This is a genomic window from Kordiimonas sediminis, assembly GCF_014656395.1.
Taxonomy (GTDB): Bacteria; Pseudomonadota; Alphaproteobacteria; order Sphingomonadales; family Kordiimonadaceae; genus Kordiimonas_A; species Kordiimonas_A sediminis.
On the sequence record NZ_BNCI01000001.1, the window covers coordinates 578,370 to 600,971 of the forward strand.

At 50.1% G+C, this 22,602-nt stretch carries 17 protein-coding genes; 8 read left to right on the forward strand and 9 right to left on the reverse strand.

The features are described from left to right. From IE181_RS02585 to IE181_RS02600, 4 genes are read right to left on the reverse strand one after another with little or no spacing between them, the layout of a single operon-like run. A complete protein-coding gene (locus tag IE181_RS02585) occupies window positions 1-870 on the reverse strand; it encodes a hypothetical protein (protein WP_191249989.1) in 870 nt (289 codons plus the stop codon). After that, the gene (locus IE181_RS02590; protein WP_191249990.1) at window positions 867-1,217 is read right to left on the reverse strand and encodes an acetone carboxylase subunit gamma; all 351 of its coding nucleotides are present in this window, start codon (window positions 1,215-1,217) and stop codon (window positions 867-869) included. The genes IE181_RS02585 and IE181_RS02590 overlap by 4 nt, the downstream gene beginning before the upstream one ends. 2 nt (window positions 1,218-1,219) lie before the next feature. Next, window positions 1,220-3,253, reverse strand: coding sequence for a hydantoinase/oxoprolinase family protein (locus IE181_RS02595; protein WP_191249991.1), 2,034 nt, complete (start codon window positions 3,251-3,253; stop codon window positions 1,220-1,222). A gap of 53 nt (window positions 3,254-3,306) precedes the next feature. Beyond that, window positions 3,307-3,885: a TetR/AcrR family transcriptional regulator gene (locus IE181_RS02600; RefSeq protein ID WP_191249992.1), complete on the reverse strand. Its 579-nt coding sequence runs from the start codon at window positions 3,883-3,885 to the stop codon at window positions 3,307-3,309. 307 nt (window positions 3,886-4,192) lie between these two features. Between IE181_RS02600 and IE181_RS02605 the strand changes: the two genes are divergently transcribed. The 4 genes from IE181_RS02605 to IE181_RS02620 all read left to right on the forward strand — a co-directional run bounded on the left by IE181_RS02605 (window position 4,193) and on the right by IE181_RS02620 (window position 9,250). Next, window positions 4,193-5,029 (forward strand): alpha/beta fold hydrolase, encoded by an 837-nt coding sequence (locus IE181_RS02605; RefSeq protein ID WP_191249993.1) that lies wholly within the window; start codon window positions 4,193-4,195, stop codon window positions 5,027-5,029. Window positions 5,030-5,104: 75 nt separating this feature from the next. After that, window positions 5,105-5,881 carry a glucose 1-dehydrogenase gene (locus tag IE181_RS02610; RefSeq protein WP_191251509.1) on the forward strand — a complete coding sequence of 259 codons (777 nt, stop codon included), beginning with the start codon at window positions 5,105-5,107 and terminating at the stop codon, window positions 5,879-5,881. 307 nt (window positions 5,882-6,188) lie between these two features. Beyond that, window positions 6,189-8,075: a methyl-accepting chemotaxis protein gene (locus IE181_RS02615; protein WP_191249994.1), complete on the forward strand. Its 1,887-nt coding sequence runs from the start codon at window positions 6,189-6,191 to the stop codon at window positions 8,073-8,075. 182 nt (window positions 8,076-8,257) lie between these two features. Then, the gene (locus tag IE181_RS02620; protein ID WP_191249995.1) at window positions 8,258-9,250 is read left to right on the forward strand and encodes an aldo/keto reductase; all 993 of its coding nucleotides are present in this window, start codon (window positions 8,258-8,260) and stop codon (window positions 9,248-9,250) included. A gap of 19 nt (window positions 9,251-9,269) precedes the next feature. On the opposite strand, the gene IE181_RS02625 is transcribed toward IE181_RS02620, so the two are convergent. After that, complete coding sequence (locus IE181_RS02625; RefSeq protein ID WP_191249996.1) at window positions 9,270-10,829, reverse strand: acyl-CoA synthetase; 1,560 nt, start codon at window positions 10,827-10,829, stop codon at window positions 9,270-9,272. A gap of 386 nt (window positions 10,830-11,215) precedes the next feature. On the opposite strand from IE181_RS02625, the gene IE181_RS02630 reads away from it, so the two are divergent. Then, on the forward strand, window positions 11,216-11,572 hold the full coding sequence (locus tag IE181_RS02630) for an energy transducer TonB (RefSeq protein ID WP_191249997.1): 357 nt from the start codon (window positions 11,216-11,218) through the stop codon (window positions 11,570-11,572). A gap of 422 nt (window positions 11,573-11,994) precedes the next feature. Beyond that, window positions 11,995-12,351 (forward strand): energy transducer TonB, encoded by a 357-nt coding sequence (locus IE181_RS02635; protein ID WP_191249998.1) that lies wholly within the window; start codon window positions 11,995-11,997, stop codon window positions 12,349-12,351. Window positions 12,352-12,430: 79 nt separating this feature from the next. Here the strand turns inward: IE181_RS02635 and nadB are convergent, their stop codons facing one another. Both nadB and IE181_RS02645 read right to left on the reverse strand, forming a co-directional pair. Beyond that, complete coding sequence (gene nadB, locus IE181_RS02640) at window positions 12,431-14,053, reverse strand: L-aspartate oxidase (RefSeq protein WP_191249999.1); 1,623 nt, start codon at window positions 14,051-14,053, stop codon at window positions 12,431-12,433. Further along, complete coding sequence (locus IE181_RS02645; protein WP_191250000.1) at window positions 14,050-14,994, reverse strand: ABC transporter ATP-binding protein; 945 nt, start codon at window positions 14,992-14,994, stop codon at window positions 14,050-14,052. Before IE181_RS02645 ends, nadB begins: the two co-directional genes overlap by 4 nt. 191 nt (window positions 14,995-15,185) lie before the next feature. Between IE181_RS02645 and IE181_RS02650 the strand changes: the two genes are divergently transcribed. After that, window positions 15,186-15,365 carry a zinc-finger domain-containing protein gene (locus IE181_RS02650; RefSeq protein ID WP_191250001.1) on the forward strand — a complete coding sequence of 60 codons (180 nt, stop codon included), beginning with the start codon at window positions 15,186-15,188 and terminating at the stop codon, window positions 15,363-15,365. A 25-nt stretch (window positions 15,366-15,390) separates the two neighbouring features. Continuing rightward, on the forward strand, window positions 15,391-18,168 hold the full coding sequence (polA, locus tag IE181_RS02655) for a DNA polymerase I (protein ID WP_191250002.1): 2,778 nt from the start codon (window positions 15,391-15,393) through the stop codon (window positions 18,166-18,168). 108 nt (window positions 18,169-18,276) lie between these two features. Here polA and IE181_RS02660 read toward each other — a convergent pair whose 3' ends face one another. Both IE181_RS02660 and IE181_RS02665 read right to left on the reverse strand, forming a co-directional pair. Beyond that, window positions 18,277-19,731, reverse strand: coding sequence for an inorganic phosphate transporter (locus IE181_RS02660; protein ID WP_191250003.1), 1,455 nt, complete (start codon window positions 19,729-19,731; stop codon window positions 18,277-18,279). A gap of 177 nt (window positions 19,732-19,908) precedes the next feature. After that, entirely contained in the window at window positions 19,909-22,380 is a 2,472-nt protein-coding gene (locus IE181_RS02665; protein ID WP_191250004.1) for a TonB-dependent receptor, read from the reverse strand. Window positions 22,381-22,602 lie beyond the last annotated feature (222 nt).

Genomic DNA, 22,602 nt, shown 5'->3' on the forward strand with positions numbered 1-22,602 from the left:
TCAGCTTCCCATTTCTCTCAAATCTTTAATCAGCTCAAGCGTTGCCTCGAGATCAATCTCGCGGCCCAGTTCGCCCGAATGCGTGAAAAGAATATTCGCCCCTTTGAGTGTATTGCAGGCGTCCTGAGCCTGCTGTCTTGCTGCCTGCGCATCAGTAAAATTAATCGGCACACCAATGCCGTCTACCTCTGCAGCCAAATCACGCAGCAAACTTAAATCCGGCAGATTACCTGCCTTGTCCGCCCCCAAGAAAATGTAAGGCACCTTCAGCTTAGCCAGCGACGGAATCATAGAAGGAACATAGTCTTCCAGATAGATTCCAAGCGGCACACTATAATAAGACGCCATGTTTTTGATGGTGTTATAGGCCTTACGCTCTGCCATGCTGACATCTTGTCCACCAAGGGCATTGCCCTCTCTGAACAGCAAAAGGTCTGGTCTGGTTTTACAGAATGCCTCTGCAATTTCTACAAGGGAATGCTTCAGATCTGCAGCGTCTGGAACCTCTGCCCCAAGGGTCATGGGCCCTGTAATGCTGGCAATACATCCGGTGAAGGACTGCTCTGTTTTGACCAAACGGTCAAAAGCGTCCAGTGCAGTTGTGACACCAGCTGTCTCCAGCGCGGAAGCGCCACCCTTGACAGCATCACGATAAGAGGCAGCACCTGCGCCAAACCCCAGAACCAACGCATCGGCCGATAAGAGCTTACCCGTCTTGGCCAGATTTGAGCTCCACGCCCCGGCATCAGCAATCATGTCTTCTGCCCCAAGCGATCCAACGCGGGAGGCAAGGTCTTCGAACATTGGCACAAGTGGCACTTCCGCGCCTGCCTGCCCGTTCAAAAACCGGTCAAATGCTGCGCGGGTCATTTTTCTAAACCCGCACTATCCGCATGCCGCTTTTTCAGCGCATCAATATCCAGTTCGATTTCGTGCGTAACCGGGTGCCCTGGGGGCAAATACTCATTTTCAAGCATTGTCCCACAATTCGGGCAGTAAAATTCAATCAAGCGACAATAATCTGGATCTGGCATGAAACTGTATGCCTCGCCCTCCACCATCGGTGGATGCACGTCTGCCATGTTACGCTCTGTTACCAGGCACGCTTCCTTGTAGTTTTTCCGCGCGCTATTCAATTCCTGATCACAACGATTACAACACCAGACTTCTTTGGACAGGTCGATATCAAGATATTCCGTAATTCTAAGTTTGGTCATCTTTACTCCCCTTCCAACACGGCATTATTGAATGTATCTAGAGTCATCTTCCACCCTTCAGGTACCAGGATGGATGTCTTGTCACTTTCCACGATCGCCGGGCCAGATATGGCTGCCCCGCATCCAAGTTTGTCACGGTCATAAACCGGCACATCCGCAAAGGATGATTTGGATGCAATATACAGTGGACGATGTGCCTTGACGGCCTGCGCAGGATCGTCAGCTGTGACTGGCATTTCCGACGTTACATAATGGCTGATTTCCGCAGATACCCTTACGGCCAGCGTTTCCAGAGACAGGGCTGCATCAGGGTTTTCCCCTTCTGCTGCCAGCGTTTCCTGCGCCAGTTTCAAAACGACATCAAGGGCAGCGTTATCCTTGTAGAACCCAAGAGGTGCCGGAATAAGAACCTCCTTGTCCCCGCCCTTCGATTTTACAAACAGTTGCAGTTCGCCAGTTAAAGCGTCTTCGCCGAAACCCTCGCCGCGCATATCACGGACAGCTTCCTGCCAGCTTTTGGAGACAAGCTTATCAAGCAGATCCGCATCAATCTTCTCGTCCAGCGCAACACCAGCGCGGGCATAATAAACGTGCCCCACATCCATCAAAGAGGATGAATAGGCAGAGGATACGGACGAGAAAGGTGTCATAATGACTTTTGGTGTCCCGGCTTCTGCCGCAATACCACATGCATGAAGACCACCGGCGCCGCCGTACGCAATCACCACAGGTGCAGCATCTGCATCGAAATTCGTTGCAACATCCGCAACAGCCCGGCCCATTTCCCTATTGACGGTATCAAGGATTTTCTGTGCGGCTTCTTCAACCGTAATTCCAAGCGGACCTGCAATGTCCCGTTCAATCACTTCGCGAGCCTTATCCGCATAAAGCTTCATCGTACCGCCCAGGAAGAAGTCAGGATCAAGTACACCCAAAACCAGATTGGCATCTGTAACAGTTGGCTTGCTACCACCAAGGTTAAAACAAGCTGGCCCCGGCAAGGCACCTGAAGACTGCGGTCCAACCTTGACGGCACCACCCTCAACACGGGCAATTGATCCGCCGCCGGTTCCAAGCGCCCGGATTGCCATCATCGGCAGATTACACGGAAATCCTTCCACATCTGGCTGCAGCGCGTAACTGGCAAGACCATCCTTCACATACCCAATATCATAAGAGGTTCCCCCCATATCGGTAGAGATCAGATTGTCGTATCCATAGAGCGCACCAATTTCGCGGGCACCCAGCAGACCGGCCGCAGGGCCAGAGTTATAGGTATTGATCGCCCGCGTTTTGGCAACCCGTGCAACCGAGGCATTATTGTGCCCGATAAACAGGGTTTTACGGTACCCCTTCTGACGAAGGTCTTCACCAGCTTTATAAAGAAGGCGTGCAAGTTTCGCATGGATATAGGCATTTAAAACGGCGCTGTTCAACCGTTCACGACTACCTGCACGCGCAGTTATGTCTGAACTCAGGAAAGAGGACACAGACCCCAGATAATCCCGCGGATATTCTGCCTTGATGATTCGGCGAACGGCCTGCTCATTTTCTGCATTCAGATGCGAGTTCTCAAAGGACACAACAATTCCGCGCGCACCCCGGTCAACCAGTTCCTGAACCGCTTTCAGAACTTCTGTGGCATCCGGCGCCTTTGTGGCCTTGCCTGCTTCATCCGTTGTTTCAGCAATTTCCATCACCATTTCAGGGTCAACAAGCGGTGCCTTACCGTCATCGCCACCAGTCGGCGCAAGGGATTTCATCCCCTTAGACAACAGCAAACCGATCTTAGATCCATCACGCTGAATAATTGTGTTGGTTCCAATTGTATTGGAAAAGCGAATGATATCAGCCTCGCTCAGAAAATCCTCAACACTTACTCCAAACACTTCCGCAGCTGCGGCAATCGTTTCCTGAAAACAGATGGTTAGATCATGTGGGGTGGTTGGTACTTTTACCAACCGTGCATCGCCATCATGCACCACAAAACCGTCTGTAAACGTACCCCCTGTATCAATATCTAATGTATATCCCATTAGCACTTCCTACTCGCCTTGCCAAAATCGACAACCGGCCCCTTACGCACGTATTACTCGGAACACATACCGTGAAGAACAAAACCGATTATCTCGTCAAAAACTTCCTCTTTACTCATGTCCCCTTCAGGGTCGTACCAACGCAAAAACCAGTTGATCGTCGCCAGAATATTGAACGCCAGTATCTTCAGATTCTTCGTTCTCAATAGTTTGTGGGATTGGAGGATGCGGAGTTGCTCGACATAAATATCCAGAATTTCTTTCTGGATTTGTTTGTTGATCAACTTACCCTTTGGGGAGAGCCGCTCTTCATCAATGAAGAAAATTTTCGTCTCCCGCCGGTGCATAATCGATCTATTCAAATGCACCCGAAGCAATTCCTTGAACCGGTCAAGCGGTTCTCCTTCCCCGTGTGCAACACTGCGAAGCTTCTCTGGAAGCCCCTGCACAGAATATTCAAGAATGGCGAGCCACAGCTCCTCCTTATTCTCAAAATAATGGTACACATTTGACACACTCCGATCGATCGCCTTGGCGATATCGCGGATCGAGGTGCCCACATATCCATTCTGTGCAAACAGATCGATTGCAATCTCCAACAGCTCTTCCCTGCGATATTTTTTCTTGGTCATAGTCTCTCTCTCCAGTTCGACTGTCTCTGAACAGCTTCTACACGAAATCACCATAAAACCACTTCACAGATTAGAGCAACAAACTTAACGAACGTTCGACATTATCGATCGATCGTTCTATTTTCATTAAACGCTATAATTTTTAATGTCAAACATTTTTTGGATCAATCGTTCTAGTAATTTATTCTTTATTTATAGTAGTATATACTTTTGTTAGAAAATTTTCTTGCTGGATCAATTTGTGTGATTTAAGGTCGGGTCAATTATTTTTGGAACTAACGTTCTATTTGAATTGAGAGGAAAACCTATGACTGCCCTCACATCGTGGTACCTGAATTGTGCCGGCAGAAACATGCATTTTCTGGAAGGTGGCGACCGGGAAAATGAAACCGTGGTTATTTGGCATGGAGTAACAGGAACCTGCATGGACCACCTGGAACTGGCTAAAGCACTATCAGACACCTACCATGTTATCTGCCCTGATTCGATCGGATGCGGCCTGTCATCCTGGGTGCAGGACAAAACCAACGACACGGGCCTGCAATTTTATGCGGAGATGGCTAAAAGCCTGCTGTCACAGCTGTCTGTGTCATCCTGTCACTGGATTGGCGTATCCAAAGGCGGCGGCCTTGGCATGATGCTGGCAGATCACAGGAGCGGGCTTAATGTCCGTAAACTTATCCTAAATGATGTCGGCCCCACCCTTGATGACTGGGTACAGGGCGCGGTTGCCAAAGGCGTTGCCAAAACACCCCGATTTGAATCATATCTGGCATTTGAAGATCGCCTGCGCGGCAGCTTGCAAAAACGTGGCCTGAACCTGAGCGACGCCAAATGGCGTCAGCTGGCACAGGCATGGGCACGACGTACCGATGATGGCGGCGTTACATTCCACCATGACCCCGCACTTGCAGAACAGTTTAGCCATCATAAACAGGACTTTGACCTGTGGGATCATTTTGAAAACATTCAAATACCGACCCTGCTTATCAAAGGGCAGCCGTCGATTGTAAGTGATGAAGACACCGCGCGCATGCAGTCTTCAGGCCCTAAATGCACGGTTCACGACCGCACCGGTGGTCATATCAGCTTCATGGACAGCCCGGAAGAACATGCCATCATCAAAAACTTTTTGGGGGCATAATACTAACCCCCGCAACCGGAAATATAGGTGAAGACAAACGGGCACTATATGCCCAAGCTTAAAAAGGAAGACACAATGGGAAGGGTTTCAGATAAAGTATGCTTGGTAACAGGCGGCGCCAACGGTCTAGGCGAAGCATCGGTTAGACTGCTGGCTAAGGAAGGCGCAAAAGTCATCATTACAGACATTGATGACGCCAAAGGCAGCGCACTTGCAGACGAAATATGCAAATCGGGCGGAGAGGCTTTGTTCCTATCGCACGACGTAACCTCAGAAGATGTGTGGAAAAACGTCTTTCAGACCGTGCTTGAAAAATATGGCCGGCTTGATGTGCTCGTCAACAATGCAGGTGGCGGTACCTACAATGACATTGAAACCCTTAGTCTGGAAGACTGGCGCAAAATCATCTCTTTCAACATGGACAGCACTTTCATCGGCACCCAGCTCGCCGTTAAGTCCATGAAGGAGACAGGTGGTGGGTCGATCATCAACATGTCTTCCGTTGGTGGTCTTGTTGGATCTCCCAACCTGGTTGCCTATTCGGCGGCCAAGGCCGGCGTGAAACTTTTCACCAAAAGTGTGGCGGTTCACTGCGGTAACAATAACTATAATATCCGCGTCAACAGTGTACATCCTGGCTTGATTAAAACAGTGTCCGGCATAGACATGGCGTCCAAAGCAACTGGTATGAGCCCGGAAGAAGCAGAAGCTGCCTTTGCCTCCCTGCATCCAATTGGCCGTATCGGCAAACCGGAAGAAATCGCCCAAATGGTTCTGTTCCTTGCGTCTGACGAATCAAGCTTTACCACAGGCGCTGAATTTGTCGTCGACGGTGGCTATACGGCACAGTAATTGCGGATTAATGCACATAGATTCTGAAAAGCTGACCACCTGTTAGGCGCTTTTCAAGAAGATCGCTGGTCCCGGATAAATTAGTATCGAGCACGGGGCCAGCCAGTTTCCCCACACCACACCCCCTCTTTAAAAAAGAACAATATTCCTCCTATTTCTGCATAGACGGGAAGTTTTATTCAATATTTACGGTTTATTTATTTTTGCACCCTAAAAAGCACCGCATGATTGGGATACGCTAAACCGTGGTCGAGTAATGTCTGTAAAGCGATAAGACATTTACACCAGAGTGAAGAGTAGCTTATTCATGTTCCAAATATTTACCCCCAGTAAAACCAACAGTGAAACCCAGTTCATCAAGGCTCTGGACACGTCTTTAGCCATGATAGAGTTCTCCATTACGGGCGAAATACTGAATGCCAATCAAAATTTTCTGGATATCCTTGGCTACAAACTGGAAGACATTGTCGGCAAACATCACCGTATCTTTTTAAGTGAGCAGGAAAGAACAAGCAGTTCCTATAAAGCTTTCTGGCAGGAGCTGGCTGGTGGCATACAGAAAACTGGCCAATTTTGCCGATTCAGTAAATCCGGTGAACAAGTCTGGATACAAGCTACTTACAGCCCCGTCTCTGATAAAAACGGCAAGATAGTCAGTGTTGTAAAAGTGGCGTCCGATATTTCAGCCGAGATGGCGCAGAAATTTCGCAACGATGGAATTCTGCAAGCGATTGACCGTTCTCAGGGCGTAATTGAGTTTGCACCTGATGGCACCATCCTCAACGCTAACAACAATTTTTTGAAGCTGGTTGGGTACACGTTAGAGGAGCTGAAAGGGCGTCATCACCGTCTGTTTGTGGCGAATGAATATGCCATGAGCACAGAATATGAAACCTTCTGGCAAACCTTACGGCAGGGTACATTCTTTTCTGACACTTTCCGCCGCTTTAATAAAGATGGCGATTCTTTCTGGATACAGGCTACCTATAATCCGATAATGGACCATGCGGGCAATGTGATCCGAGTGGTTAAACTTGCAACAGATGTCACAAATGAAGTTAATCGTAATATTGACACAACCGCCCAGCTTGAAGCTCTGCGTAAAACCACGGCGGTGATTGCATTCTCGCCAGACGGTATCATCCTTGACGCCAATGCAAACTTCCTGTCTGCCCTTGGGTATTCTCTACCGGAAATTCAGGGAAAGCATCACAAAATTTTCCTGGATGCCTCCCAGATTGCCTCCAAAGAGTATCAAGAATTTTGGACGAGTCTTGCCAGCGGCAAAGCCTTCACTGGTGAGTTTAAGCGCATTAGTAAAAATGGCGACGAAGTCTGGATTCAAGCATCCTATAATCCGGTTCTAGACACCGACGGCAAGGTAGTGAAAATTGTCAAATTTGCAACCGACATAACCGATGTCATCCAGCGCCGCAGAATACGGGAGCAGGTTGGTGGCAAGGTCGACACGAGCCTGCAAAAAATCCTGACAACTGTGTCAGACGTAACAAACAAATGCACCTCTGTAACCACTGCAACCGAACAATCATTGATGACTGTTCAGTCTGTTGCTGCGGCAACACAGCAGTTCGAAACGTCCAACTCCGAAATTTCCCGCAATATGGCCATGTCGCGGGACATGGCTCGTACTGCGAAGGAAGAAGCAAGGTATGTTGACCGCTCTTCTGCACAGCTGCAAAGCTCAGCCCAGTCTATGAGTAGTGTCACCAAGGTAATTTCAGATATTGCTGCCCAGATTAATCTGCTGGCGCTGAATGCCACGATTGAATCAGCGCGGGCAGGTGAGGCGGGCAAAGGGTTTGCCGTTGTCGCAAGCGAAGTTAAAAACCTGTCCACACAGGTTGCCGCCGCAACCGAAGATATCGGTATCGAAATACGGAAAATGCAAACCGTCAGCGAAGATGTTGTTGGTAATCTTGCACGCATTAACCAATCCATCGAAGAACTGGAACATAACATCACATCCATTTCATCCGCCGTGGAAGAGCAAAGCAGTACCACAAGCGAGATCAACCGTAACATGCAACTGGCCCAACAAGCCGTGACCGAGATCAACAGCAATATTAAGGATATCAGCGATGAAGTAACCTTGACCGATGAACTCGCAAACGCCGGTGTTCTCCTTTATAAGGAACTGAGAGCACAGGAGATGAACGCCTCTTCCGTTCAGTAGCGCATACCGGACCAGGCGCGCAGACCTGAGGGCCTTAACCAAACCCATAGGCAGGTGCGCCTACGATTTCTTGCGGATATCACCTTCAGGCAAACCGGTGGCAATAAAGTGGTTTCAACACCCACGCGAATATGCATGATGGCAGCGTCTAGGAATAGCTTTCATAGTAAAGGATGCCCCAAATGCAAGCAGAGCGCAGACTTGGAAACCAACTGGTCCCACCGGTAGGGCTGGGCTGTATGTGCCTTAGCCACGGCTATTTTCCCGTACCTGACCCCGCAGAAGGCCTGAAATTACTCCATGCTGCGCTTGATATGGGGTACCGGCATTTTGATACTGCGCGTCTCTACGGCATGGGCAAGAATGAGGAACTAGTCGCCAACGTCCTGCGTGATCGCAGGGATGACGTTTTTCTGGCATCCAAATGCGGTTTCAACATGGAAGGCGGACCGCGGCGCATCGACTGCAGGCCCGATACGATCAAACGCGCCGTAGATACCAGCCTCCGAACCCTTGGTGTTGATCATATTGATCTATATTATTTGCACCGAAGGGATTTTGATGTGCCCATTGAAGAAAGTGTCGGCACGCTCGGCGACCTGATTGCAGCTGGTAAAATCGGCGGCATTGGCTTATCGGAAATGTCAGCGGAAACGCTAAGAAAAGCGGCGAAAGAGCACCCCATTGCTGCCATGCAGTCTGAATATTCCCTATGGACGCGCAATCCGGAAATCGCCGTTCTTGATGCCTGCAAAGAGCTTGGTACGGCTTTTGTAGCTTTCTCCCCCCTTGGGCGCGGCGCCTTGGCCGGGGCTGTATCCAACCCCGCCGCCCTGCCTGATCCTGACATGCGGAAAACACAGCCGCGATTTTCCGAGGACCATTGGCCCGCCAATAAAAAATTGCTGGCCGAATTTGCCGCCCTTGCCAAAGATCATGACATGACACCGGCGCAACTTGCTCTGGCATGGCTTCTCGCCGCCGATGACACCCTGCATGTCATCCCCGGCACAGGGTCGATTGCACATTTGCAGGAAAATTGGCAAACAGGCGGAAAGCCAATTACAGACGATCTGTTGAAGGCCGCAGATGCCCTGATCAACCAGCAATCAGTATCAGGCCACAGATACCCCGTCAGCACGCGGCCCGAAATTGATACAGAAGACTTTGAATGATCCTACACCGGGGCGACCGTCACTCTGAAAGGCCTAGAAGTTCCGGTACCATGTCTCTTAGTTTGAATTTCTGTACTTTACCTGTGGCATTGCGCGGTAACTCGTCCATTATAACACAGTGTTTTGGGTGTTTGTAACGAGCAAGCTTGCCCTCTGAGTAAGCTTGCAGGTCATCAAGGGTGACCGTGCAGCCATCTGCCGGCACAATGACAGCGCAGCCAACCTCGCCCCACTGGTCATCACCCACACCGATAACAGCGACTTCTGCAACACTATCAAGCCCGTATAGGGTGCTTTCCACCTCTGCCGGATAAACATTTTCCCCGCCAGAGATATACATATCCTTGGTTCGGTCTTCGATATAGAAATATCCCTCCGCATCACGGCGGGCGATGTCCCCGGACTTGAACCACCCGTCGCTGAATGCTGCGGCATTCGCCTCTTCATTACGCCAATACCCTGGTGTGATCACAGGCCCCCGCATCCAGATTTCTCCTGGCTCATTCGGCTCTGCATCTGTGCCGTCAGCTCGCACAATCCGCATTTCTGTAAACATCAAAGCCTTACCCGACGATCCAACCCTGTCAGGCACATCACTGTGCGATGCAATACAGTTGGATGCGGCCGATTCTGTCATGCCGTATCCATCCAGAATTGTTACCCCGCGATCATACCACCATTTAACCAGCGGTACCGGGACGCTTTCACCGCCTGCCGCTGCGGAGATCAGACGGGAAAAATCGGTGTCTGCATTTTTTGGATGGGCCTTCATTGCCGTATACATGGCGGGAACAGCCAGCATGTGTGTAACCCCAATATCCGGGTCATTGATAACATCCAGCGCCAGGCCCGGATCAAAAGCCCGCATCACCACCGATGTACCGCCCAAAATCAGAATCGGCAGCGATGTCACATTCAAACCACCAATATGAAACAGTGGCATGACAGCCAGACTGACGGTGTCAGTGCTGTTCTTGAAAGGCGCAACCCCGTGATAGGCCGAATAAAAGATCATCCCGTACGTAATGATAACCCCCTTGGGGTGACCTGTTGTCCCGGATGAATACATCAGCAAGCATTGATCATTCATTGTTTGCGGAACACGGTCGTAAATAGGATCAGCGGATGTGATCGCTTTTTCCAGTTCCGATTCCGCGCCTCCCAATCCGTCAAACCTGATCCAGTGGCGAACGGATGTTACCGTCTGCAATTCCGGTATCAAGGCAGCAAATTCTTCCCCGATAAATACAACGTCCGGTTCTGCATCGTTTAAGATATAAGCAAGCTCTGTCGCTGTAAGACGAAAATTCAACGCCAAACTGATTCCGCCAATGCGCCAGGTAGCCAAAATGATGTCTGGAATATCTGTAGTATTCAGCGACAGGAAACCAACACGGTCTCCTTCTGCGACACCCAGTGCTCTGAGATGGCCGGCGATCCCGGCGACACGTTCGTGCATCTGTCCGTATGTTTCACGTCGGCCACTGGCCAAATCAATCTGAGCTACCTTATCAGGTGTCACACCCGCATACTGTTTAACAAAATCACTTACCTGCGGCACATACCCTGGCAGCGTCATACTATTCTCCCTGTTTTCTCCCTATGCATGTCTTAATATACCAAAACAAAAAAGAAAATACCCGTCGGTCAAATTGCTACTGAGTCTCTGACATTAACTCTGACATCCCCCAAATTTACGGCACGACAATTAAAGAGATTCTATCACCCCGAGCAGGGTAGTTTGCCTGATAATCAGGGCAACTTTGACGCTGTAACGATTCTTTTCGAACGGAATTTCTGCATAGAATCAAGCCACTGTGAATATTGTTTAAAATTGAATCTAATGGCTTACCGCACCTTAACAGATTGACGTGCATTATAACTCTGGAAGTGGAATTTCTTAATCTTACTTGCCGTCTGACTTGCACAAGGATCAGCCGGCTCATGCAAAAGGAGATCAAGATCATGTTTAAGAAACTCGGAACACTACTAGTCTTTGCCGCTGCACTCTTGATGGGCAGTGCAGTCTCTGCCGCCGGAGATATGAAATCCTGGCAACAAGCCGTTGTTAAGATGGTGCAGAAAAACCAAAAATACCCACGCTCTGCTGTATCCCGCGAGATTGAAGGCAAAGCAAAAGTCCGTATCTCTGTAGCAGCTGACGGTGCGATCACTACGTACGAAATAGCAGAAGCGACTGGCGAAACCGTACTTGACCGGGAAATCCCGAAACTGATGGAACGGCTGAACCCGCTACCGGCCCTGCCCGAAGGCCAAACAGAACTCACCTTTGTTCTGCCGCTGAACTGGTCGCTTGATTAATCAGCGAGACTAACCATCATTGCTAAAATGAACCCCGGCCATGACCGGGGTTTTTTATTTCTCTCCACAGCGCCGACCACGACTGTGCCGTCATATGACCAACTATCGTATTACTTGATTCGGGCACCCGAGGAATCACACCCTGAAATGAGGACCATATCAGTTAAGATTCGCAGCAAAGATGTTAATTTCAAGCAAAATACAGCGTTCAAAAATTCCACCGAAAAACTTTTCTTGAAAATTTTTTTATTTTTATTTTGTTGTTTTTCAACAAGTTAAGCCTTGTATTTCAATTCAAATAAAATTGTTTCTTTTCGCTTACTCAAGTTTAACGAGCCACGCATATACCTATTGTCAGACGCCAAGGGCAAAACAAGAAACAGCCCGGCGAATTTGCTTTAACACTCGGAAAGGTTACTAGAATGTTTAAAAAGATCAGCGCGCTTATCGCTCTTACTGTTGCAATTTCTTTCACTGGTGCAGTTACTGCTGCAGGTGACATGGGTTCCTGGCAGAAAGCCGTTATTAAGAAGGTTCAGGAAAACCAGAAATACCCACGCTCTGCCGTTTCTCGTGAAATCGAAGGTAAAGCAAAAGTTCGTATCTCTGTAGGTGCTGACGGCGCTATCACTGCACACGAAGTAGTAGAAGCTACTGGCGAGACTGTTCTGGACCGCGAAATCCCTAAGCTGATGGAGCGTCTGAACCCACTGCCAGCACTGCCAGAAGGCCAGACTGAGCTGACTTTCGTTCTGCCACTGAACTGGTCTCTCGACTAAGACCACAGCAGAACTGCTAAATCAAAAACCCCGGTCTGGAAACAGGCCGGGGTTTTTCTTTGCCCTCAAATATAATCACTTATGCAACGCGGTCCGCAACCGCCCTGCCAAAGGGCACCAAAACTGTATCGGCAGGGTCATCCGCAAGGTCTGGATAATCCGACGTATAATGAAGTCCACGCGATTCTTTGCGCATCAAAGCCGACCGAACAATAAGGTCCGCAACTGTCACCAGATTACGCAGCTCCAACAAATTGGCTGTTACGCGGAAATTGCCGTAATATTCCATAATTTCTGACGACAATAGATCAACCCGGCGTTTTGCACGCTCAAGCCGTTTGTCTGTTCGCACAATACCGACATAGTCCCACATAAACCGGCGTAATTCTTTCCAGTTATGGCTAACGACAACTTCTTCGTCCGAATCTGTAACCTGACTTTCATCCCAGTTTCTGGGTAGAGACTGGGCCGGCATCTCGCAGTAACGCGCCAATATATCGTCAGCCGCACTGGCGCCGTATACAAGACACTCAAGCAGGCTATTGGACGCCATCCTGTTTGCACCGTGAAGCCCCGTATGGGCGCATTCCCCAATCGCATACAGAAAGTCAAGATCGGTTCGCCCGGCTTCGTCCACCTTAACGCCGCCACAGGTATAGTGCGCCGCAGGAACCACCGGGATTCTGTCCGACGTAATATCAATGCCAAACTGTAAGCAGTGCCGATAAATCGTTGGGAAATGGGTTACAATAAAGTCAGCATCTTTGTGGGTTATATCCAGCCAGACACACTCTTCACCTGATCGCTTCATTTCCGAATCAATTGCCCGCGCCACCACATCTCTGGGCGCCAGTTCTTCACGTTTGTCATAATCCGGCATGAAACGGCTACCATCCCCCCGGCGCAGCACAGCGCCTTCACCGCGCATGGCCTCGGTAATCAGGAATGTTTTCGCCTCTGGATGATACAGACACGTCGGATGAAACTGATTAAATTCCATATTGGCAACCCGGCACCCTGCCCGCCAGGCCATGGCAATACCATCCCCTGTGCTTGCATCCGGGTTAGAGCTGTAAAGATACACCCTGCTGGCACCACCGGACGCCAGAATCGTCGCCCGCGCGGAAAACGTCATCACACGGCCTGTTTTTGTATCCAGAACATAGACACCGTGCGCCATGTCATTCTTGCCTGACTTGGTACCAAGATGCCGGTTGGTAATGACATCAATGGCAACATGATGGGTATAAATATCGATATTTGCCTCTTCCGCGACGCGTTCAGACAGTGTTTTCTGAACGGCACGACCGGTGGCATCTGCGGCGTGAATAATTCGGCGATGGCTGTGTCCGCCTTCTCGGGTCAAATGATACCCGTACCCGTCTTCGTGCGTGTTCCTGTCAAACCCGACACCCATGTCGATCAAGGATTCGATAGCCTCCCGACCGTGTTCGACAACGAAACGCACCGCCTCTTCACTGCACAGCCCCGCACCGGCCACAAGTGTATCATCAATATGAGACTGTACGCTGTCTGTCGCTTCAAGAACCGCTGCAATGCCGCCCTGGGCCCAGTTGGTTGACCCGGCATCCATATCACCCTTGGAGATAACAGCCACCCGGACATGCGGCGCCAGCCGAAGTGCCGCCGTCAACCCGGCAGCACCTGATCCGACTATGACCACATCGTAGGTTCGTCTCATGCAGCTACCTCTGGTGACTTGGTCAGTTGCAGGAAGATATCTTCCAGGTCGGTTTCGTTGGTAGAAATATCAGTGATATCCAGCCCGGCAGCTTGTACAGCGGCCAGGACCTGTCCGACAGACGCTGATTCCTTACTAATCTGGACGGATAATTTGTTGTCGCCCCGAATTTCCGCATTAAAGGCGGACAATTCTGGCGGCAGGGTACCCACACTTGACCCTACCACAATAATTATCTCTTTTTCATCAATCCGGGACAGAAGCTGTTCGGTTGGTTCGCAGCAAACAACTTCGCCGTGGTTAATGATAGCGATCGTATCGCACAGTTCTTCTGCTTCTTCGAGATAGTGTGTGGTCAGGACAATCGTCGTACCCCGTGCGTGCAGCTCGCGTACATATTCCCAAAGCTGGGTCCGCAGCTCAATATCAACACCGGCCGTTGGCTCATCCAATACCAGAATTGGCGGCGTATGCACCATGGCTTTCGCAATCAAAAGGCGCCTTTTCATGCCGCCAGACAGGGACCGGGAATAGGCATCTGCCTTGTCGAAAAGATGCACAGCCTTCAGCAGTTCATCTGTCCGGCGCTCTGACTTGGGGACACCGTACATGCCCGCTTGCACCTCGAGCATTTCCCGCGGTGTAAAAAAGGCATCAAACATCAGTTCCTGCGGAACAATTCCGATATTCACACGGGCATTCCGAGGATGGTCCGTAATGTCATGGCCCCAGATTTTTGCGGTGCCGGATGTTTTATTCACCAGCCCTGCAAGAATATTAATGGTGGTGGATTTTCCTGCCCCGTTTGGCCCCAAAAGACCAAACATAGACCCCTTTGGAATCGTAAGATCAATCCCCTTCAGCGCGACTTTTTCAGGAGAATTACCGCTGCCTTTATAGACTTTGGTCAGATTACGGATTTCGATTGCATTGTCGGTCACACGATTTTCCTCTTCAACCTGGCAGGGATCACACCCTTTTCGTGGGCTATATATAACGATGTTCAGACCGATTGATAAGGGTCAATTCTTTTGATCTATCAATTTCTGGTGATTATAGCATGCAAGACAGCTTGTCCCTGCACGATGTCGGGGCTATAAAGCAGAAAACATCCACTTAATGAGGCTGACTGATGACATTAGAGGCTCCTGAAACTATTCGTGTAAAAGAAAAACGTGTCTCCTGTGACGGTGATGAAGGTGCACTGGGCCACCCACGCATCTATTTGAACCTTGGGGAAGACGGCAAAGTTGAATGCCCTTACTGCGACCGCCTATTCATCCTTGAAGGATCTGACGCAGACAAAAAATAATCCCTGAATATTTTGGAGGAATTCTATGCCTGATCCGGCTAAACGACCACATTTGTATCTGATTGACGGGTCTGGCTATATTTTTCGCGCCTATCATGCCCTTCCCCCCATAAGCCGGGGGGACGGTACACCAGTAGGGGCGGTGTATGGTTTCTCCAATATGCTGTTTAAACTGCTGCAGGACCTTGGCGACAACGACAGACCAAGCCATTTGGCTGTGATCTTTGATGCAGGCCGTACCACATTCAGGAATGATATCTATCCCGAATATAAGGCCCATCGTCCCCCCGCACCAGAAGACCTGATCCCGCAATTCCCAATCATTCGCGAAGCGGTAGAAGCCTTTGGCGTGGAAGCCATTGAAATGCAGGGTTATGAGGCGGACGACCTGATCGCCACCTATGCCACGCAAGCACGGGACAAAGGATGGCGCGTTACGATTGTCAGCTCTGATAAAGACCTGATGCAGTTGATCGACGATAATATTTCCATGTTTGACAGCATGAAAAGCACACGCATTGGTATTGACGGCGTTGCCGATAAATTTGGCGTCGGGCCTGACCGTGTAATTGATGTGCAGGCCCTTGCAGGCGACAGCGCAGATAATGTCCCGGGGGTTCCTGGGATCGGCGTCAAGACCGCCGCACAGCTTATCAATGAGTATGGGAACCTGGAAACTCTTCTCGATAAAGCAGAAGAGATCAAACAGCCAAAAAGACGACAAAATCTGATCGACTTTGCAGAACAGGCAAGAGTTAGCAAACAACTGGTAACACTGGCAGTTGACGCACCAGTTGAAACAGGCCTGGACGCGTTCGCCGTCAGAAACCCGCAGGCCGAAAAACTATTGTCGTTCATTGATAAACAACAGTTCCGGTCCCTAAGGGCAAAGGTTCTTAATCACTACGGGGATACTCTCGAGGGCAGCGACCCGGTCACAGATGTGCTCGTCACACCTAAAGAGATAGAATATCAGTGTGTCACAACCAAAGACGTCTTGGCCACATGGGTGGAACATATTAAAAAGGCCGGGCAGGTTACCATTGACACGGAAACAACCTCCCTTGACCCAATGTTGGCAGACCTTGTTGGTATTTCCCTGTCCATTGAACCGGGTAAAGCCTGCTACATACCGGTTGGCCACGTCGGGGAAAGTGATGACCTGCTGGCAGAAGCACCGGAGCAACTTTCAAAAGACCATGTTATTCAGACACTGAAGCCCGTGCTTGAAGATCGGTCCATACTGAAAATTGCCCAAAATATGAAATATGACCGCACCATCCTTGCACGGTGCGGCATCAATGTATCCCCCTTTGATGATACAATGCTGATCTCCTATGCGCTGGACGCGGGCAAACACGGGCACGGTATGGATGAACTGGCGGGTATCCATCTGGATATTACCCCCATCCCGTTCAAGGAAATTGCCGGCACCGGCAAAAACCAGATTACCTTTGATAAAGTGCCACTGGACAAAGCAACGACCTACGCTGCCGAGGATGCGGATATTACCGGCCGGCTATGGCGTATTTTGAAACCACGTCTTGCGGCAGAGGGGGCGACCACTGTTTATGAAACGCTGGAACGGCCGTTATCGTCAGTTTTATCGGCGATGGAACAGGAAGGGGTCAAAGTCGACACCGATACCCTGCGCCGCCTTTCAAACGAATTTGCCACCGGCATGGCATCACTTGAGACAGAAATCCACGAACTGGCAGGTCGGGAGTTTAATATCGCATCTCCCAAACAGCTTGGGGAAATCCTGTTTGATGAAATGGGGCTGTCTGGCGGCAAGAGGTCTGCTAAGACCGGTGCCTACACTACAAATGCTGAAGTGCTGGAGGCGCTGGCGGCAGAAGGACACACCCTGCCAGCCAAAGTGCTCGAGTATCGCCAGTTTGCAAAGCTGAAAAGCACCTACACCGATGCCCTGGTCGCACAGGTAAACCCAACAACTGGCCGGGTGCACACAAGCTATCATATGGCGGCAACGACAACTGGCAGATTATCATCCAATGACCCTAATCTGCAGAACATTCCGATCCGGACATCTGCTGGCCGCAAAATCCGACAAGCCTTTATCCCAGAGGCGGGCAATATTCTTCTGGCCGCAGATTATAGCCAGATTGAACTGCGTGTACTGGCGCACATGGCAGATATTGATGCCCTGAAAACGGCCTTTTCAGACGGCATCGACATTCACGCCATGACCGCGAGCGAAGTATTTGGTGTGCCCATAGACGATATGGATCCAATGGTCCGCCGCCAGGCTAAGGCAATCAATTTTGGTATCATTTACGGTATCTCTGCCTTTGGCCTTGCACGCCAACTGGGGATCAGCCGCGGTGACGCCCAAACATATATCAATGCATATTTCGAGAAATTCCCCGGCATTCGCGCCTATATGGACACGACCATCGATTTTGCCAAAAAACACGGGTATGTCGAAACACTTTTCGGTCGGAAGTGCCATATCAAGGCACTGACAGAAAAGAACCCAATGCGACGCCAATTTGGCGAAAGGGCTGCCATTAACGCCCCCATTCAGGGAACCGCAGCCGATATCCTCAGACGTGCGATGATCCGCATGCCAAAAGCCCTGAAAGAAGCGGGTCTTGAAGAGGTTAAAATGCTGTTGCAGGTCCATGATGAACTGGTCTTTGAACTACCAGAAACGTTGCGCGACAAAGCAGAGACCGTCATCAGGGAAACAATGGAAGCGGCGTGTAAGCCTGTGCTGGACTTGTCTGTACCATTGGTTGTTGACTGCGGCTTTGGCGCCAACTGGGACGAAGCACACTAACAGCGGCACAGTACTGCTCTGCAGCGTATTCTGTCTATCAATACAAAAGGCATCTGGATTTCAGTCCAGATGCCTTTTTCTTATCAGTCAGCTAGCTAAGAAGCCGTCTTATAGATTGATAAATATCGCATACAGAAGACCGGACAGCATCGCAGACGCTGGCACAGTAATCACCCATGCCGCGGCAATACCCATCAGATGCTTACGGCGCACAAGGCGGCGACGCTGCTGCTGGAGTTTTTCTTCCTTCGTTAGCTTTTTCTTGCCTTTACGGTTCGCCAGATATTCCCGCAAAAAACCAACGCCGAACACACCGCCTACGGCGATATGTGTACTGGATACAGGCAAGCCAGCCCAGCTGGCAGCAATAACGGTGATCGACGCACTAAGCGCCACACAAAAAGCCCGAACACGATTAAGCTTGGTGATCTGTTCACCAACCGTGCGGATCAGCTTTGGTCCAAACAGAACAAGACCAACAGAAATACCCATCGCACCGATCATCATCACCCAGAGCGGCAGTGCCACCTTACCATTGGTGGCCGTATGTGCGCCTTGTCCAAGTTCAGCTGCCGCACTTACAATCGCTGCAAGCGGGCCAACAGCATTCGCAACATCATTGGCGCCGTGTGCAAAAGAAAGTAGCGCCGCTGAGAAAATCAGCGGTACCGTAAAGAGCGTTGCCACGGACGATCTACGGTTTTCCAACCTGTCCGCAATGCGGTCCACACGAAACTTTGTGAAGCCCCACGCCAGAACAAACATGCCAATACTAACAGTCGCAAGCGTCGCAGTATCCGGCTTCCAGATTTTGCTAAGCCCCTTGATACCCAGATAAAAGGAAAAGGCTGCCCCCATAATCCCCACAAGAACCGGCACCCACACACGGGCCGCTACGATTTTGTCATCCTTAAACAGGATCATCTTTTTGATGAAGGCTAGAAACAGGGCCGCAATTATTGCACCCATCAGCGGGGAGATTACCCAACTGGCGGCAATTTTGCTCATCACCGCCCAGTCAACACTGGAGAAACCTGCAGCCGCAATCCCTGCGCCCATTACACCGCCGACAACCGAATGGGTTGTCGACACAGGTGCGCCAATCCAGGTAGCAAGGTTAAGCCATAGTGCCGCAGCCAACAGTGCCGCCATCATCGCCCAGATAAAGGTCATCTGATCGGCCATGGAATTAGGGTCTACGATGCCCTTACGGATGGTGGAAACTACATCACCGCCCGCCAAAATGGCGCCCGCCGCTTCGAAGAAGGCTGCAATGATCAGTGCCCCAACCATCGTTAGTGCCCGCGACCCCACCGCAGGCCCAATATTGTTGGCAACATCATTTGCCCCAATATTCATCGCCATGTAGCCGCCGATTACAGCGGCTGCGACCACAAACATACCCGCACTGTGTGCATTCTGTTCAATCGCAGCATAGATAAATACAAAAATCAGAAAAACGACGGCAATACCCAGCTTTACAAGCGGTTTATTCTCTCGTCTGACGCCCTGCTGAAACCCTTCAACGCGTCTTAAGTCCTTGTCAATTTTATTCATCGACATTGGCCAGCCTCATTTATTGGCGATATAGGGAATCGCTTGTCATCAATATGTAGCACGGCTGTAACAAATTAGACATAAAAAGCAAAGGCAGAATCAACCCGCCAAACAAGAAAAAAGGGGCAGCAATGCCACCCCTCTCATATATCTATTCGGTATTCTGAACCGAAATGTTAGGACTTAGAAGTCGTACCGTGCAGTTAGACCAAATGTCCGCGGATCATTCGGGTACGCATTGAAACTGCCTGCAGCAGCGATGGAATCAAACACCACCTGATAATCTCTTTCCTTGGTCAGGTTTTTCACCCAGATATACACTTCCCACGGATTATCATCCATGCCAAGCAAGCCAATGCTGGCGTTTAACTGGGTATAGGACGGACGGTCGCCCATCGGATCCCAGTCCCCTGTGATGTTGCGGCTGCTCTTATGATAAATCTCACCGCGGACAAAGCCTGTCCATTTTTCCGAGATTGGGTATTCATAATTCACAGAAGACGAGAAGGTAAACTTCGGCGCATCATCCTTGGCAAACCCTGTCAGGTCACAAGAAGTCTGTCCTGTCAAAATCGGGCAGGCTGCATTCGGATAAGACGTGTAAACCGAATCGTTATAGGCAGCTGCGAATGTCAGGGACAGATTTTCTGTCGGCAGGATCATGGCGTCAACTTCAACCCCGGTCAGATTAAGTGACCCGGCATTTTTCAGCTCAAAACCCAGCCCTGTGAACAAGTTAGACTGGAAATCTGTCACATCCTGATCATACAGTGCCAGGTTGATCCGTGCCTTGCCGTCCCACAGACGGGCTTTAAGGCCAATTTCCCAGCTTTCCACATTCTCCGGCTCAAAGGTTGGGTCATTTCTGCGGGATGTCTCCCGGCTGGTGTCAAAACCACCGGCCTTATACCCTTTGGAATAACTGATGTAGGTATTCAGGTTATCATTCCAGTCATATGCAAGAATGGCATTGCCCGAGAACTTGTCTTCATTCCGTGATTTATCGAAATTATCCCGCGGTACGAAGAACTGCAGCGCCTGGAACCCAAGAAGCGGGTTTTGTGCCGGATCTGTACTTTGTGCTGTCACAATAGCCAGCGCCTGTGCAGCCGCCACATCAGCGGGCAGTCCCATGCCAATAAGTGCCTGAGTAGTCGGCTCCAGCGCCTGTGCAATATAAATATCCGGGAAGCTAAGCGCAGAGAACGGATCAACAATATTGAACGTACCGGCTGCGGACTTATCCTCATTTGTATAACGAAGACCAGCGGTGAATGTCAGCTTGTCTGTAACGTGAACATCTACCTGACCAAAGAAGGCATAGCTTTCACTGTCCGTTTTAAAGTTTTCCTCCAGCAGACCTGTGTTATCCGCGAAGAAGGTGCCCACAGGCAAGCCAAAGGCCAATTCCATCCCTGTTAGGTTATCTGTACCCGGAACAAAGGCATCTGACCCCGCAAGTCCTGCGAAATAGGCACGCGAATCTGTACCGTACGGCACTTCATCCGTTGCTTCCAGATCCTGATTAGACAGGAACGCACCAACAAGCCAGTCCACCTTATTTGCCCCAGTAGAAGTAAGGCGGATTTCGTGGGTCATGATATCAATTTCTGTATGTTCGCCATTCCGCTTGATCAAATCAAGATTGGTGAAATCAGCATCAAAGTTTGCATCAGAAGAAAAATCACGGAACGAGCCAATATAGGTCAACGCCATCGAACCAAAGTCGTGGTTTGCCTCAAGCGAGATACCTTTATCTTCCATTTTGTTCAGCATGTTGGCGTTGGTCGCAACCTTTCGGCTGAACTTATCCACTTCCGGGAAGACGGCGCCGAGGGCACCACTAACCGCGGCGGTTGGCCCCAAACCTATAAACGGTGCAGAACAGCAACGTTCATCAATTTTCGACGCATCGGCAATGATCCGCACTTCGGTCTGATCACTTGGTTCAAATAGCAGTTGCCCCCGAAGCGCCCAGCGGTCCCGGTTATTATATGTATCACCAGATACCGTATCTTCAATAAAGCCGTCCCGTTTGTTGACGTTACCAGAAAGGCGGAAACCAACCTGATCTGAAATTGGGCCAGTCACAGTGCCTTTCAGGATCACCTGATCATAATTTCCGACCGTTGCCTCTACGCGACCACCAAACTCTTTTTCCGGCTTTTTGGTGTGAAAGCTGATCACACCGGCAGATGTATTTTTACCAAACAGTGTACTCTGCGGGCCGCGCAGCACCTCTACCCGCTCCAGCGACAGAAAGTCACCAATTGCTGAGCCGGTTCGTGACCGGTAAACACCGTCCACATAAATACCGACAGATGGCTCCAGCCCCGGATTAAATCCAGACGTACCAATCGACCGGATTGACACAACAGTCTGGAACGATGCAGCAGCCTGCGTTGTCGTCATTGCTGGCACAGCAAATTGCAGATCACGAATATCGCGGATACTTGCCTTTTCCAAGGACTCACCCGTATAGGCGCTAACGGCAATCGGAACGTCAATCAAAGACTGTGCCCGTTTTTGCGAGGTAATGGTAATTTCCTCAATTGACACGTCAGCCGCCGCGTCCTGTGCTGACACCGTGGGCGCAGCAACCATACAGGCAAGCGTCGTCGCAAGCGCAGTACTTACAGTAAATACTGATTTCATAAAAATATCTCCCTATCTCCCCGTGCGGGCCCCTCAACCCATTGCACGCTTCCACTTGCAGTTTCACAATCAGAAACTGTTTCGTCAAGTTTCAACTTTTACTTAAACCGTATTAAATTCGGCAGCATTACTGACGTTACACACTTTACGTTACGGAATGTTGGGGAAACTGCAGGCACAAAAAAACAGGGGCGGCACTGCCACCCCTGTGGATTTGCAACT